This window comes from Nocardioides turkmenicus (genome assembly GCF_011045035.1).
GTDB lineage: Bacteria > Actinomycetota > Actinomycetes > Propionibacteriales > Nocardioidaceae > Nocardioides > Nocardioides turkmenicus.
Map to the genome: position 1 here is coordinate 81,702 of NZ_JAALAA010000011.1, position 15,437 is coordinate 97,138.

Here is a 15,437-nt window from a genome sequence, read left to right on the forward strand (position 1 = left end):
GATCCGCCACTGACCCGGTTGTCTGCGACAATGTCCGGCGTGGATCTGAGGGTGGTGCGGCCGACACGCGGAAGTGTGTGGCTGGCGCTGCTCGCGGCGGTGGAGATCACCACCGGGTCCAGCCTGGCCCACCTGGCCGGCGGCGGGGAGCTGCCGGACGCGTTGTGGCTGGTGGCGACCGGGTTCGCCGCCTTCGGCACCGGAGTCGTGGTGCTGCAGCGGCGGGTCGGGATCGCGCTCGGGGCGGTGCTCGCCGGAGCGACCCAGCTGGGGATGCACGAGGCCTTCGAGGCGTACGCAGCCCCTGCCGCCCACGCGCACACCAGCGGCACGGGCGACACCTCGATGCTGGTCGCGCACGCCGCGGCCGCGGTGCTCACCGTCGTCGTGTGGATGCTGCACCGCCGGGCCTGGCAGGTCATCTCCCGGGTGCTCACGACGCCCCGGACGCCGATCCCGCTCCGCTCTCTCCCCCTGACGCAGGCGATCGTTCTGCGCAACCACCTGTGGACGTACGTCGCTGCCGGACGCGGGCCGCCGGTCCTCGCCTGAGGACCCGACCCGACCCACTGGGCACCAGCCCAGCAGACACTCCACAGAAAGCAACAACCCCATGTCTCGACGTACCCTCGCGCGCCTCGGCGCGCCCGCTGCCGCTGCCGCGGCCGTCACCTTCCTCGTCGCCGCCCCGGCCTCCGCGCACGTCACGGTCACCCCGACCGAGACCGCGGCCGGCGCCTACACCGTGCTGACCTTCAGCGTCGGCCACGGCTGCGAAGGCTCGCCGACCAACAAGATCACCATCCAGGTGCCGGAGGGGATCAACACGGTCACCCCGACGCGCCAGCCGTTCTACGACGTCAAGGTCACCAAGGAGAAGCTCGCCGAGCCGATCAAGGACGCTCACGGCAACGAGCTGACCGAGCGCGACGCGACCATCGTCTACACCGCGAAGACCCCGCTGCCCGAGGGTCAGCGTGACGCCTTCGAGGTCTCCCTGCAGCTGCCGGAGAAGGAGGGCACCCTCAGCTTCCCGACGGTCCAGACCTGCGAGAAGGGCGAGACCGCCTGGATCGAGGAGACCCCCGAGGGCGCCACGGAGGAGCCGGAGAGCCCGGCCCCGGCCTTCGAGGTCACCGCGGCGGAGTCCGAGGACGGCCACGGGCACGGCCACGGCGCCGAGGAAGCCTCCGAGGAGAAGGCCGAGCCGGTCGCCGCCGAGGCGGAGGACGGCGACAGCAACCTGTGGGGAGGCGTCGGCGCCGGCGCCGGCATCCTCGGCCTGATCGCGGGCTCGACCGCCCTCGCGCTGGGGCGTCGTAAGGCGTGAGTGCTCCCCTGACGCGCCGGTCCGGCCCCGACCACCGGGGCCCGGGCCGGCGCGGCCTGGGACGGCTGCTGGTGGTGCTTGCTGCCGCTGCGTACGCCGTCCTGATCAGCATCTCCCCCGCCCAGGCCCACGCGACGCTGATCGGCACCGACCCCGAGGAGGGTGCGGTGCTGGAGGTGGCGCCGGAGACGATCACCTTCACCTTCGACGAGGCGGTGACGCTGCCGCCCGCGGGCGTGACGGTCTTCGACGCGAAGGGCGAGGAGGTGACCTCCGAGGCGACCGCGAGCGGCACCGAGATGAAGGTCGCCCTCGCGAAGGCGAGCAGCCTCGGCGACGGCACCTACGTCGTCGCCTGGCGAGCGGTCTCTGCCGACGGCCACCCGATCTCCGGCTCGCTCACCTTCGCGGTCGGTGCCCCGAGCCTCAGCGTCGCCCCGCCGCCGTCCACGGAGCCGTCGAGGGCGACGGCGGTGATCCACGGGGTGCTCCAGTTCATCCAGTACGCAGCCCTGCTGCTGGTCGTGGGCCTGGTCTGGTTCCGCGCACTGATCATCGGTGAGCACCGCGTCCCCGACCGCGCCACCGCCCGGGTGCAGCGCGTGGAGATCGTCGCCGGCATGGTCGCCGTCGTCGCGCTGGTGCTCCTGGCCCCGGCCAGCGGCGCGCTGCAGAGCGAGAGCCCACCCGGAGCGATCCTCACCTTCGACGCCTGGTCACCGGCCTCCGTCGGCAAGGAATGGCTCAGCGCGCTGGTCGGGATCATCGGGATCGCGGCAGCGCTCGCGCTGCGCGAGCGGCCGCGCCTGGCCGCGGCCGTAGGACTGGTCGCGATCTGCGCCCCGTCGCTGGTCGGCCACTCCCGAGCGGTCGTACCCGCCTGGCTGGTCACGTTCACCGACGTCATCCACCTCGTCGCCGGCGCACTGTGGCTCGGCGGACTGGTCGGCCTCGCGCTGACCCTGCCGCTGATCACCCGGCGAGGCACGGTCGCGGCGGAGATCGTCACCCGGTTCTCCACCCTCGCCGCCGCGTCTCTGGCCGCGCTCGCGGCGACCGGCGTGCTCATGGGCTGGCGGATCCTCGGCTCCTGGGACAACCTGCTCAACAGCACGTACGGCACCCTGCTGATGACCAAGATCGCCCTGGTGGTCGCGGTCGCGGTGATGGCGGCCGGCAACCGGCTGCTGGTCCTCCCCCGGGTGCGTCAGGCGGCCGGGCACGACGACACCGTCGAGGCCGGCTCGATGCTGCGCCGGGCGGTGCTGATGGAGGCAGGCGTGCTCGTGGTCGTCCTCGGCGTCACCGGCTTCCTGGTCGACCAGCCGCCGCAGGCGGGTGTCGGCTCGACCGGGGCCGGCACGGCCACGGTCGCGCAGACCAACACCCAGGCCGCGGAGCTGGGCGACGACCACCGGGTCTATGCCACCCTGACCCCCGCGGGTCCGGGTCCGAACGTGCTCCGGCTGCAGATCCAGGACATGGCCGGCGAGCCGGTCGAGGCGGCGGCGATCCCGACCGCGAAGCTGCGTTCAGGCGATGTCGACCTGGGCAGCCTCGCGCTGCGGTCGGTCGGCGCCGGCACCTGGGAGGCCGACGTGGTGCTGCCCAAGGGCGGCACCTGGGAGGCGACCGTCGGGCTGCGGCTGGGCGAGTTCGAGAGCCCGCTGGGAGTGCTGAAGTTCCCCGTCAGGCAGTGACCCTCAGGCAGTGACTCTCAGACGGTGACCGGGAGCCGGAGCGTGTGGATCATCCCGTCCACCCGCGCCTGCACGAAGAAGACGTAGTCACCCGGCTTCGGCGGCTTCACGTGGATGCCGAGCCGGGTGCCGTCCTCGCCGTTCTCGGGGCCGCCGAGCGGGTGCAGGTGGATGACCTCGCCGGTCTCGCGGCTGAACGCGGTCACGTGGGCGTAGACCCCGAGGTAGGTGCCGAGGTTGACCGGCTTGCCGGCCGGATCGGAGAGCACCACGCCGATCTCCTGGTCGATCCCTGGCTTCGGGGTCTCCTCCAGCGCCGCGATCACGGTGCCGTCGTCGGAGCCGGGTACGTCGACCTCGGTCGGCCCCGCGACCTTCGCCGTCGCACCGAGCATCGCCTGCCGCCCCTTGCCGTCGGGCGTCCGGGCGGCGAACTCGACGACCACCCGGTAGGTGCCGCCCGCCGGGAGCGTCAGGTCGCCGGACCAGGCACCGGGCTCACCCTGGGTCGGGTGCAGGTGGCGGAAGACCTCCAGGTCGTCGCGCACGACGTAGAGGTGGATGTCCTTGGTCTGCTCCTCGATGTAGTCGGTGACCGGGTCGCCGTCCTTGGTGATCGTGAAGCTCACCTTGCCGGGGGTGCCGGCCTCGGCGGGCAGGCGGACCTCGCCGAGCGTGTAGCCACCGGCGGACGCGGTGGTGCCGTCGGCGCCCTCGATCTCGGTCACGACTGTCGCCACGCTCGGGGTCGAGGTGGGGTCGGCGGCTTCTGGTTCGCCGCCGCAGGCGATCAGGGTGACCGCGAGGCCGAGGGTCAGGACGACAGCAGCAATACCGACACGCACGGGGTAAAGAGTGTCATGACCATGGTCAGAACCCGACACCCGGATTGAGAATCCCCAGCGGGTCCAGGGCGGCCTTGATCCGGTGCTGGAGGTCGATCGAGTCCGCGCCTATCTCGGGCTCGAGCCACTTGCGCTTGAGCCGGCCGACGCCGTGCTCGCCGGTGGTGGTGCCGCCGAGCTCGATGGCGAGGGCGAAGATCTCGTCGCCGGCGAGGGTCTCGGCCGGCGGCATCACGCCCGGGACGTCGTCCGGCGAGGGGTTCCAGCCGATCACCGGGTGGAGGTTGCCGTCGCCGGCGTGGGCGAGGGTGTAGGTGCGTACGCCGTGCCTCTGCGAGATCTCGGAGATCCGGTCGACCGCCTCGGCGAGCCGGGAGCGGGGCACGCAGATGTCCTCGATGAACCAGGATCCCTCCGCCTCGATCGCGGGCAGGACCTGGCGGCGGGCCTCGACCAGCCGGTCGGAGGACTCCTCGTCGACGCCCTGCTCGATCCAGGTGGCCTCCTTGCCGACGATGGCGGCGATCGCCTCGATCTCGGTCGCGGCCGCCGGCCCGTCGGCCTGGGCGATCACCAAGGCGTCCCCGCGCTCGGAGTAGGACGTGCCGGCGAAACGGTCGACCGCTTCGAGGCAGCGCCGGTCGATGAACTCCAGCATCGACGGCAGCCGCCGGGCGGCCGCGATCTCGGCACAGGCGCGCGCGGCGGCCGCCACCGAGGCGTACGCAGCCGACGCCGTCAGCGTGGAGACCGGCCTCGGCTTGAGGCGCAGGGTCGCGCCGACGACGATGCCGAGGGTGCCCTCGGAGCCGACGAACAGGGCGGTGAGGTCGAGACCCGCGACGCCCTTCATGGTGCGACGGCCGGTGTGGATCAGGGTGCCGTCGGCGAGGACGACATCGAGGCCCAGGACGGCCTCCCGGGTGACCCCATACTTCACGCAGCGCAGCCCGCCGGCGTTGGTCGCGACGTTGCCGCCGATCGAGCAGATCGCCGCCGACGCCGGGTCGGGCGCGTACCGCAGCCCCACCTCTGCCGCCGCCGCGTCCAGCCGCGCGTTGAGCACTCCGGGCTCGACGACCGCGACCTCGTCGACCGGGTCGAGCTCGAGGATCCGGTCCATCGCGGAGAGGTCGACGACGAGGTGTCCGGTGCCGGCCACCGCTCCCCCGGCCAGGCCGGTGCCCGCGCCGCGCGGGACGACCGGGACCCGGTGGGCCGAGGCGACCCGCATCGCCGCCTGCACGTCCTCGACGCTGTGGGCCCGCACCACCGCCAGCGGCAGGCCGGCGGCGACCGATCCGGACCGGTCGGTCGATGCCGCCAGCAGCGAGAGCTCGTCGGTCACCACCTCGGAGACGCTCGCGTCGAGGTCGTCGACCAGGGACAGCTGTGACTCCGTCGTCATCCCACCATTCTGGCGTGAGACGGCGATTTGCGAACCCCTTCGGCGATACCGATACCCTTTACTCCGAGGGGAGTACCTCATCAAGCTCATTCCGGTCAGTACGTCGGTGCCGACACCGTCCCGGAGTGGCGCCCTGCATCTCGGGGTGAGGGAGACCTCAGACGTTCATCGACACGCCTGAGGACCCTGCATGCTGCATTCCATCGCCACGCCCACCCTGTGGGCGGTCACCATCGCTGCCGTCGTGGTGCTGATCGCCCTGGACTTCGTCCTGACCCGCAAGCCCCACGACGTCTCCATGAAGGAGGCCATCGGCTGGTCGGCCTTCTACATCGCGCTCCCGCTGGCCTTCGGCGTCTGGGTCTGGAACGCCCACGGCAGCCAGACCGGATTCGAGTACTACACCGGCTACATCGTCGAGAAGTCGCTCAGCGTAGACAACCTGTTCGTCTTCATGCTGCTGCTCGCGGCCTTCGCGGTGCCACGCCACCTGCAGCAGAAGGTGCTGCTCTTCGGCATCGTCGGCGCGCTGGTGCTGCGCGGCATCTTCATCGCCCTCGGCGCCGCGGCCCTGTCCCAGTGGGACATCGTCTTCCTGATCTTCGGCGCGATCCTGCTCGTCACCGCCGCCAAGATCTTCATCGAGGCGCTCCAGGGCCACGACCAGAAGGTCGACCCCGAGGAGATGCTGGCCGTACGCATCGGCCGCAAGATCGGGCTCAAGCCGATGGCCATCGTGGTGCTCGCCATCTTCGCCACCGACATCATCTTCGCGATCGACTCGGTGCCGGCGGTCTACGGCATCACCGGCGACCCCTACCTGGTCTTCGCCACCAACGCGTTCGCGCTGCTCGGCCTGCGGGCCCTCTACTTCGTGCTCGAGGGCGCGCTGTCCAAGCTGGTCCACCTCTCCTACGGTCTGGCCGCGATCCTCGCCTTCATCGGCGTGAAGCTCGGCCTGCACTGGGCCCACGACCACTGGGACAGCGTCCCGGTGGTGCCGACCTGGCTCTCCCTGGTGATCATCGTCGGCATCCTCGCCGTCACCGTCACCACCAGCCTGATCGCCTCCGCGCGTACGCAGGCGTCCGAGGAGGCCAAGGACCTGGAGGAGACGAACGCGTAGGCGACTGTGTTGGTCTCGACACGGACTCGTTCGTTCCTCACGAGTCCGGCTCGACCGACGGGGCCACCGTCGGTCGAGCCGCCGGAGCCACTAGGCGGAGGCGTGTCGAGACCAACACATCGACGTTGGCGCGTCAGTCCAGCGCGAGTCCCTCCGCCGGGCTGACCTTGGTGGCCCGCTTGGACGGCACCACGCAGGAGACCAGGCCGGCCACGCCGGCGACGACCACGACGCCGATCAGCTGCAGCACCGGCGGGTCGAACCTGGCGTCGGGCAGCATGTCGCCGATGAGGATCTCGCTGCCGCCCCAGGCGAAGAAGACGCCCAGCGCGGTGCCGACCACGGCGGCGACCGCGGAGAGCAGCACCGCTTCGGCGGCCAGCGTCCGCCGCAGCTGACGCTTCGTCAGGCCCAGCGCCCGCAGCAGCGCGTGCTCACGGCCTCGCTCGAGCACGGAGAGGCCCAGCGTGTTGGCGATGCCGGCCAGCGCGATCAGCACCGAGATCGCGAGCAGCCCGATCACCGCCCAGGTGAACACGTCCAGCTGCAGCTCGACCCAGGCGCGCTGGGCCTTGCCGTTGATCAGCTCGGCGTCCGGAGCGAGCACCCCGAGCGTCCCGGCCAGGTCCTCCGGGTCGGCCCCGGCGTCGGCGCGGACCCAGACGGCGTACGTCTGCGGGTCGGTGGTCAGCTCCCGGAGCGTGGCCGCGGAGATCTGCGCGGCGCCGTCGATCTCGCGTACGTCCAGCGTCACGGTCGCGGTCCGGTCCCCGACGGTGAGCGTCACCTTCTCCCCCGAAGCCTCGAAGGAGTCCTCCACGAAGGCCGAGGCGGCGACCGGCGAGAGCACCATCGTGCCGGGCTTCACGGTGAGGTCCCTGAGCGCGATGTCGCCGGCCGGCGGGGCCACGACCGGCACCGGGACGGGCTTGCCCTCGGCCTCCACCGAGGCCAGCGCACCCGGCACCGCCACCGCGTCCGCGACGCCCGGGACCGCCTTCGCGTCCCCGACGACCGAGTCGGCCAGCGGCTCGGACTCCGCCTGCAGCGCGATGTCGATCGGGTGCTGCTCGGCCATCTCGTCGAGCGTGGCCGCGCGGATGGTGTTCATCCCGGTGAGCACGCCGGTGGTAAGCGTGACGCCGACCAGCAGCGATGCTGCGGTGGCGGCGGTGCGCTTCGGGTTGCGTCCGGCGTTGGCCGCCGCCAGCTTCGCCGGCGATCCGGCGACCCTCGCCAGGCCTGCCCCGGCCAGCCGCACCAGGCCCGGCACCAGCGCCGGCCCCAGGAGCATCACGCCGAGGAAGGTGATCCCGCAGCCGACCAGCACGATCAGCATCCCGGTCTGGGCGTCGTCCCAGCCGACGGCGACGAAGATGATCCCGATCCCGGCCAGCGTGCCGAGCACGCCCAGCCCGAGCCGGAACATCCCGGCACCGCGTACGTCGAAGCCCTCCTGGGGACGCAGCGCGGCCAGCGGGCTGAGCCGCATCAGCCGGCGGGTGGGCAGCCAGGAGGCCACGAGCGTCGTGAGCGTGCCGAGGACGAACGCGCTGAGCAACCACGGCCACTCCAGGGCGACCTCGCCCAGCGGCGCGGTCTCGGCGAGCTGCCGCACGATCGCGACGATCCCCCAGCCGAGCACGGCGCCCACGACCAGTCCGAGCACGGAGGCGAGCAGGCCGAGGGCGAGCGCCTCGCGGCGTACGGACCTCAGGACCTGGCGCTTCGTCGCGCCCATCGCCCGCAGCAGCGCGAAGTCGCGCATCCGCTGGGCGAACAGGATCGAGAAGGTGTTGGTGATGACCAGCACCGAGACGAACAGGGCGATGAAGGCGAAGATCAGGACCATGTACGCGACGACGTTGACCTCCTTGTTGAGCTGGGTCTGCAGCTCGGTGAGGTAGTCGTCGGTGTTCAGCCACTTGTCGGCCTCGTCGCCGGTGCCGGCGGTCAGGACGGCCTGCACGTACGGGTTCTTCCAGCCCTGCATCTCGGGCCAGGTGACGTAGACCGGCGAGGACCACATCGACGGGGCGTCCACGAGACCGACGACGGTCGTCTCGACCGCCGACTCCCCGGTGCCGACCCGCAGCGTGTCTCCGATGGCGACCTTGTTGGTCTTGGCGGCGTTGGCGTCGACGACGGACTCGCCGGCGCGGGTCGGGAACCTGCCCGCCTCGAGCTCCTGCCACTGCCAGCGCTTCTCGGTGGAGACGGCGCCGACCATGACCTCCTGGCCGAGCATCGCCTTGTCCGTACGCACCGGCTGCATCGACGCGGCCAGGGCCCAGCCGCCCTTCTCGGTGTACTTCTGGGTGACCTCCTCGGTCGGGAGGTCGACCGCGCCGACGGCGTTGCGGAACGGCGCGTCGATGCCCGCGAACAGGCCCGACTTCGTCGCGGAGGTCAGCGCGTTGGTGACGACGATCAGCGCGACCGCGGCGACGACCGCCACCACGGCCGCGGCGTACCGGCGGGCGTAGGTTCGCAGGGATGCGAACAACACCGTCCGCATCAGCGCGTCACCCCCTCGATGTGACCGTCCTTGACGGTGACGACCTCGTCGGCGTACGCAGCGGCGGAGGCCTCGTGGGTCACCATGACCACGGTCTGGCCGAGCTCGCGGACGCTGCGACGGAGGTGGTCGAGCACCTCGGCCGAGGTCTCGGAGTCGAGGTTTCCGGTGGGCTCGTCGGCGAAGAGGATCGCGGGCTGGGTGACCAGCGCACGGGCGATCGCCACGCGCTGCTGCTGGCCGCCGGAGAGCTCGGAGGGCTTGTGGCCCAGGCGCTTGCCGATGCCGAGGGTGTCGGCGATCATCTGCGCCCGGGCACGGGTCTCGTCGGTCACCCGCTTGCCGGCCAGCTCCAGCGGCAGCTGGATGTTCTGCCCGGCGGTCAGCATCGGCAGCAGGTTGAACGCCTGGAAGACGAAGCCGACGTTCTCCCGGCGGAAGACGGTCAGCTGGTCGTCGTCGAGGTTCTGCAGCGGCTGGCCCGCGACCATCACCTCACCGCTGGTGGGGCGGTCGAGCCCGGCCAGGCAGTGCATCAGCGTCGACTTGCCCGAGCCGCTCGGGCCCATGATCGCGGTGAACGCGCCGCGACGGATCTCCAGGTCGACCCCGCGCAGCGCGTGCACCTCGGTGGCACCCTTGCCATAGGTCTTGGTCAGGCCCACCGCTCGGGCGGCGGCCGTCATCGTGGGAACAGAGGTCTGTGTCATGTCCCAGAGCCTCTCGGTTCCGGGCGTCACTCCACATCGGGCTGGGGGCTGATCCGGGCGTACGACCTGGGGTTGATCGGCAAGGGTCGGCTCGGGGTCATCCCCGGGTCAGCGTCACCCCGTCGGCCAGCCGATAGGGGTTGGTCGAGACGATGGCACCGATCGAGCGGCGCAGCCGGGAGACCTCGGCGCGCACGGTGACGACGTGCTCGGCGTCGCCGAAGACGGCCTCGCTGAGCCCGCGGGCGGTGAGGCCTTGGGGGCCGGCCTGGTCCACGAGGGTGAGGATCTCGACATGGCGCCGGGTCAGCGTGGTGCGCCAGCTGCCCGACCCGGAGACGACCTCGAGGGTGCCGTCGGGATCGAGCCGGGCGGTGAGGTTCCCCGATCCGGAGGAGGTGGGGCGGACCAGCCAGCCGCGTTCGCCGACCCGCTCGGGCAGGCACAACCCCAGGCCGGGGACGGTCAGCATCTTGTCCTGCCGGGGCGCCGCGATCCGGTCGCGGGCGGCCATCCCGGCGTGGTGGGCGACCCAGCCGTCGTCGTCGACGACCAGCAGCGGACCCTTGACGGCGGAGACGACGTGGTCGGTCTCGCGACGCAGTCGCTCCAGCCACTCCTGGTGGTGGCGCCACAGGCTCATCTCGGCCAGGCGCACCGCGCTCTCCACCAGGGCACCGATCGCCGGGTGCAGGGTCAGCGCCGGCCCGCTGACGTCGACGACGCCGAGGAGGGCGCCGGTGCGAGGGTCGTGGATCGGGGCGGCCGTGCAGTACCAGGGGTGCTGCGCCTGCTCGAAGTGCTCCGCGGAGAAGAGCTCGACCGGAGCCGCCTCGGCCAGCGCGGTGCCGATGGCGTTGGTGCCGACCGCGCGCTCGGTCCACAGCGCGCCCTCGACGAAGCCGAGCTGGTCGGCGATCTTGAGCACCCGCGCCGAGCCCTCGCGCCACAGCACGACGCCCTCCGCGTCGGTGACCACCATCAGGTACGTCGCGGCATCCGCCGCCGCGGTCAGCACCGCCCGCAGGTCGCCGATCACCGTCGCCAGCGGCGAGCGGGCCCGGCGGGCCGCGCACTCGGCCGCCGACGGCGTACGTCTGCCGTTGCTGCCGCCGGGCTCGAGGCCCATGCTCATCACGCGGCGCCAGGAGCGCTCGACCAGGATCCGGGGCGTGCTCGGCGGACGGCTGCCGGAGAGGACGGCGTCGTGGACGCGTACGAGATCGCGGGCGAGGCGCGGCAGGTCTGCACCCGCCGGCACTGCTCCGGTCACTGTCATCTGGCGTCCACCTCCGCCTCCGAGGGTAGGTGCATTGCTGTGACCCGCGCCACATGCAATCCGTTGCAACCCTTTCTCCGGCGACCGCGGGGCGGTGTGCTGGTGCCATGACGCAGACACTCGAACCCCCTACCGCGGCCGCCCAGTCCGGTCCGGCGCAGACCTGGCTCGCCGACTTCGAGGCCGCCTTGAAGGAACGCGACATCCCCCGCGCCGCCGGCCTGTTCGCCACCAAGAGCTTCTGGCGTGACCTGGTCGCCTTCTCCTGGAACATCACCACCGTCGAGGACCCGACCGGGGTCACCGACCTCCTCTCGGCCACCTTGGACCGTGTCGATCCCTCCGGCTTCGCGCTCGAAGAGCCCGAGGCGACGGCGGACGGCGTGACCACGGCGTGGTTCACGTTCGAGACGGCCGTCGGCCGTGGCCGCGGGCTGCTCCGTCTCAAGATCGAGGACGGCCGGCCCAAGGCGTGGACGTTCCTGACCACCCTCTACGAGCTCAAGGGCCACGAGGAGCCTCGCGGCGAGCGTCGCCCGAAGGGCGCCGAGCACGGCGTCAACCGCAACCGGGTGACCTGGGCCGAGAAGCGGCAGGCCGAGGCGGAGACGCTGGGTCTGACCGAGCAGCCGTACGCGGTGGTCATCGGCGGCGGCCAGGGCGGCATCGCGCTCGGCGCACGGCTACGCCAGCTCGGCGTACCGTCCCTCGTGATCGACCGCTACGAGCGGCCCGGCGACCAGTGGCGCGGCCGCTACAAGTCGCTGTGCCTGCACGACCCGGTCTGGTACGACCACCTGCCCTACCTGAAGTTCCCCGACAACTGGCCGGTCTTCGCGCCCAAGGACAAGATCGGCGACTGGCTGGAGTCCTACGTCAAGGTGATGGAGGTGCCCTACTGGTCCTCGACCACGGCCACCAGCGCCTCCTACGACGAGGCCGCCGGCGAGTGGACGGTCAACGTCACGCGCGAGGGGCAGGAGATCACGCTCCACCCGAAGCAGCTCATCCTGGCCACCGGGATGTCCGGCAAGCCGAACATCCCCGACCTGCCGGGCATGGACATCTTCCAGGGCGAGCAGCACCACTCCTCCAAGCACCCGGGCCCGGATGCGTACGAGGGCAAGCGGTGTGTGGTGATCGGGTCGAACAACTCGGCCTTCGACATCTGCGGCGCGCTCTTCGAGCACGGCGCCGACGTGACGATGGTGCAGCGCTCCTCGACCCACATCGTGAAGAGCGACACCCTGATGGACATCGGTCTCGGCGACCTCTACTCCGAGCGAGCGCTCGCCGCCGGGATGACCACGGAGAAGGCCGACCTGGTCTTCGCCTCGCTCCCCTACCGGATCATGCACGAGTTCCAGATCCCGCTCTACCAGCAGATGGCCGAGCGCGACGCCGACTTCTACGCCCGCCTGGAGGAGGCCGGGTTCCAGCACGACTGGGGCGACGACGGGTCGGGTCTGTTCATGAAGTACCTGCGCCGCGGCTCGGGCTACTACATCGACGTGGGCTCGGCCGAGCTCGTCGCCGACGGGTCGGTCAAGCTCGCTCATGGCCAGGTGTCGCATCTGACCGCGACGTCCGTCGTCCTCGAGGACGGCACCGAGCTCCCCGCCGACCTGGTCGTGTACGCCACCGGCTACGGCTCCATGAACGGCTGGGCCGCCGACCTGATCAGCCAGGAGGTCGCCGACCGCGTCGGTAAGTGCTGGGGGCTTGGCTCCGACACCACCAAGGACCCCGGGCCGTGGGAGGGCGAGCAGCGCAACATGTGGAAGCCGACCCAGCAGGAGGCGCTGTGGTTCCACGGCGGCAACCTGCACCAGTCGCGGCACTACTCGCTCTATCTCGCGCTGCAGCTCAAGGCTCGATTCGAGGGGATCTCGACGCCGGTCTACAACCTGGCGCCGGTGCACCATCTCTCCTAGGCGCTCGTCTCGGTGGTCGAGGTTGTCGAGACCAACACAGCTCCCTGCCGGAACGTTCCGCTGAGGGCCGGTGTGGGCCGCCGACCCGTTCTCGAGGGTCTTCTCGATCTGGACCGGCGTCAAGGACGGGCCTTCGGCCCGCCGGCTTCGCCGGCCGCTTCGCGGTCCTGGACTCCGGACCAGATCGAGAAAAAACTTGGCTGGCTATCGGGGCGGCGGCCCGGGTGTGGCGCAGCAGAAGAAGTTAGTTCGCTGACCGCGAAAGTGGGGGTTGACCTGGGAAAATAGGTTCCCGCAGGGGTGGTTCCGGAGTAGATTAGGGCTACCACAGCACACCCCTTGAAAGCGGGAAGCGATGAGTCTCGGGAGCGGGATCGACCACTGGGGAACCAGCCCCAGAGACTCGATCGACGCTGCCCTGACCGCCATCGAATCCTCGGTTCAGGAGCTGTTGGCCGGTGATCCTGCGTATTGGCGGACCGGGCAGAAGAAGGACCTGCTCGAGCGGCTCGAGAAGCTCCAGGCCCAACAGGCCGCGCTGAAGCTCCGGGTGCTCGCGACTGCGGGTGACATCGCCGAGGAGACCGGGGCCAAGGACGCGTCGCGGTGGATGCGCGCTGAGTTGCTGGTCGACACCGGCGTGGCTCGGTCGCAGATCAAACTTGCAACAGGAGTCGCGAAGTACGAGGTCGTGGCCGCCGGCCTGGCCGAGGGTGTCGTGTCGCTGGACAAGGCCCGGGTGATCACCAAAGCGCTCGACAAGATCGACGCCGATCCGGTCGCCAGCGCTGAGGACCTGGTGCTGGCCGAGAAGCTGCTGGTCGACCACGCCACCCGGCTGACCGCCAGCGAACTCAAGATCGTCGGGAAGCGGATCCTCGCCGAGATCGACCCGGACCGGTTCGAGGACGCCGAAGCCAAAGCGCTGTTGGCTGAGGAAGAACGCGCCCAGCAGAAGACCGCCCTGAGGGTGTGGGACAACCACGACGGCACCATCGGGTTCGACGGCGTCCTCCCGACCTCTGTGGGGATGCGGTTCAAACGGCTGGTCGAGGCCTACTCCCAACCTAGGAAGCAGCAGCTCGTCGACAAGGGCGTCCCGCTCCCGCCGTGGGAGCGGCTGATGGGCCAGGGCTTCGCCCGGCTCCTGGAGACCATCGACCCCTCAGCGCTGCCCCGCCACGGCGGGGACGCCACGACCATCAACGTCGTCATCTCCCTCGAGGAGCTCCGCAAGGACCTCGGCCTCGCCACACTCGGCTACGACGAGACCAACGGCACCACCATCACCGCCGCCGAAGCCCGACGCATGGCCTGCAACGCCACCATCATCCCCTGGGTCCTCGGCAGCGACAGCGAAGTCCTCGACGCCGGCCGAGCCAGCAGACTCTTCCAACCCATCCAACGCAAAGCACTCCGACTACAAGCCAAGTGCTGCCAAGCCGAAGGCTGCGACATGCCACCCGAGTGGTGCGACGCCCACCACCTAGAACCCTGGGCATCCGGCGGCAAGACCAATCTCAAAGACGGGGCGCTGCTGTGCCCGCACCATCACCGTCTGGCGCACAACCCGGCGTACGTCCATGAACGACTTCCGGACGGCACCATCCGATTCACCCGCCGCCCGTGAGCGATGGAGGATCGGCGACGGGAGTGCTTGACGAGCGCGCGTCGCGGCAGCACGATCATCGAGGCACCCGAAGGAGGCCCGATGACCAAGGTGACCACCGGCACCATCGAGGCGCCCGGCGCCGTCCTGACCTACGACGTCCACGAACCCGAGACGCCGAGCGAGCACCGACCGCTGTTCGTCTTCGGTTCGCCGATGGCGGCCTCGGGCTTCGAACAGCTGATCAGGCACTTCACCGACCGCACGGTCATCACGTACGACCCGCGCGGCGCCGAGCGCAGCACGCTGACGCCCGATGGCACGGTCACCGGGGAACTCCATGGTGAGGACATGCACCGCGTCGTCGAGGCCTCCGGCCTGGGGCTGGTCGACGCGTTCGGCTCCAGCGGCGGAGCAGCCTTCGCGCTGCACTGGATCGTCCGGCACCCCGGTGACGTCCATACACTCGTCGCGCACGAGCCGCCCCTGTCCACCATCCTCGAGGACCGCGAGATGGCCCTGCGGGTCAGCGACGACATCGTCGCGACCTACCAGCGGGAGGGCTACGGCCCCGCGATGGCGAAGTTCATCCAACTGGTCATGCATACGGGTCCGCTTCCGGACGACTATCTGGACAGGCCGGCTCCGGATCCTGCCGCCTTCGGCCTTCCCACCGAGGACGACGGCAGCCGCGACGACGCCCTGCTGAGTCGCAACCTGGCGATGCCGCCCTTCGAGCCGGACCTCGACGCGTTGCGTGCCTCGTCGGTCCGGATCGTGCCCGCGACCGGGGCCGAGTGGGAAGGCACGCTGGCCCGCAGAGGCGGTGAGGCGCTGGCAGCGGAGCTGGGCGTGGAACCGGAGGTGTTCCCAGGAGACCATGGCGGGTTCGCAGTGAGCCCGATGTCGCCCGACAACGATCCCGCGGCGTTCGCCGCGAAGCTGCGCGAGATCCTCGACGACGCCTGATCGGACACC

Annotated in this window: 12 protein-coding genes; 7 read left to right on the top strand and 5 right to left on the bottom strand. The window is 70.8% G+C overall.

Annotation, left to right across the window (positions count from 1 at the left end; translation table 11 throughout):
* Positions 1–30 precede the first annotated feature (30 nt).
* From G5C66_RS14485 to G5C66_RS14495, 3 genes are all read left to right on the top strand, one after another.
* Positions 31–552 carry a cell division protein FtsQ gene (locus G5C66_RS14485; RefSeq protein WP_241248521.1) on the top strand — a complete coding sequence of 174 codons (522 nt, stop codon included), beginning with the start codon at positions 31–33 and terminating at the stop codon, positions 550–552.
* 61 nt (positions 553–613) lie between these two features.
* Complete coding sequence (locus tag G5C66_RS14490; protein ID WP_165111671.1) at positions 614–1,330, top strand: YcnI family copper-binding membrane protein; 717 nt, start codon at positions 614–616, stop codon at positions 1,328–1,330.
* Positions 1,327–3,030 carry a copper resistance protein CopC gene (locus G5C66_RS14495; protein WP_165111672.1) on the top strand — a complete coding sequence of 568 codons (1,704 nt, stop codon included), beginning with the start codon at positions 1,327–1,329 and terminating at the stop codon, positions 3,028–3,030. Before G5C66_RS14490 ends, G5C66_RS14495 begins: the two co-directional genes overlap by 4 nt.
* 17 nt (positions 3,031–3,047) lie before the next feature.
* Here the strand turns inward: G5C66_RS14495 and G5C66_RS14500 are convergent, their stop codons facing one another.
* Both G5C66_RS14500 and G5C66_RS14505 read right to left on the bottom strand, forming a co-directional pair.
* Entirely contained in the window at positions 3,048–3,875 is an 828-nt protein-coding gene (locus G5C66_RS14500) for a hypothetical protein (RefSeq protein WP_165111673.1), read from the bottom strand.
* Positions 3,876–3,900: 25 nt separating this feature from the next.
* Entirely contained in the window at positions 3,901–5,283 is a 1,383-nt protein-coding gene (locus G5C66_RS14505; RefSeq protein WP_165111674.1) for an FAD-binding oxidoreductase, read from the bottom strand.
* A gap of 190 nt (positions 5,284–5,473) precedes the next feature.
* On the opposite strand from G5C66_RS14505, the gene G5C66_RS14510 reads away from it, so the two are divergent.
* Positions 5,474–6,409: a TerC family protein gene (locus tag G5C66_RS14510; protein WP_165111675.1), complete on the top strand. Its 936-nt coding sequence runs from the start codon at positions 5,474–5,476 to the stop codon at positions 6,407–6,409.
* 133 nt (positions 6,410–6,542) lie between these two features.
* On the opposite strand, the gene G5C66_RS14515 is transcribed toward G5C66_RS14510, so the two are convergent.
* From G5C66_RS14515 to G5C66_RS14525, 3 genes are all read right to left on the bottom strand, one after another.
* Complete coding sequence (locus tag G5C66_RS14515) at positions 6,543–8,918, bottom strand: FtsX-like permease family protein (RefSeq protein WP_165111676.1); 2,376 nt, start codon at positions 8,916–8,918, stop codon at positions 6,543–6,545.
* Positions 8,919–8,926: 8 nt separating this feature from the next.
* Positions 8,927–9,637, bottom strand: a complete 711-nt coding sequence (locus G5C66_RS14520; protein WP_165111677.1) for an ABC transporter ATP-binding protein — start codon at positions 9,635–9,637, stop codon at positions 8,927–8,929.
* A gap of 97 nt (positions 9,638–9,734) precedes the next feature.
* Positions 9,735–10,916, bottom strand: a complete 1,182-nt coding sequence (locus tag G5C66_RS14525) for a GAF domain-containing protein (protein ID WP_165111678.1) — start codon at positions 10,914–10,916, stop codon at positions 9,735–9,737.
* 107 nt (positions 10,917–11,023) lie between these two features.
* Between G5C66_RS14525 and G5C66_RS14530 the strand changes: the two genes are divergently transcribed.
* The 3 genes from G5C66_RS14530 to G5C66_RS14540 all read left to right on the top strand — a co-directional run bounded on the left by G5C66_RS14530 (position 11,024) and on the right by G5C66_RS14540 (position 15,428).
* On the top strand, positions 11,024–12,850 hold the full coding sequence (locus tag G5C66_RS14530; protein ID WP_165111679.1) for a flavin-containing monooxygenase: 1,827 nt from the start codon (positions 11,024–11,026) through the stop codon (positions 12,848–12,850).
* A gap of 355 nt (positions 12,851–13,205) precedes the next feature.
* On the top strand, positions 13,206–14,480 hold the full coding sequence (locus G5C66_RS14535) for an HNH endonuclease signature motif containing protein (RefSeq protein ID WP_165111680.1): 1,275 nt from the start codon (positions 13,206–13,208) through the stop codon (positions 14,478–14,480).
* Between the two features lie 81 nt (positions 14,481–14,561).
* Positions 14,562–15,428: an alpha/beta fold hydrolase gene (locus G5C66_RS14540; RefSeq protein WP_165111681.1), complete on the top strand. Its 867-nt coding sequence runs from the start codon at positions 14,562–14,564 to the stop codon at positions 15,426–15,428.
* Positions 15,429–15,437: the final 9 nt, after the last annotated feature.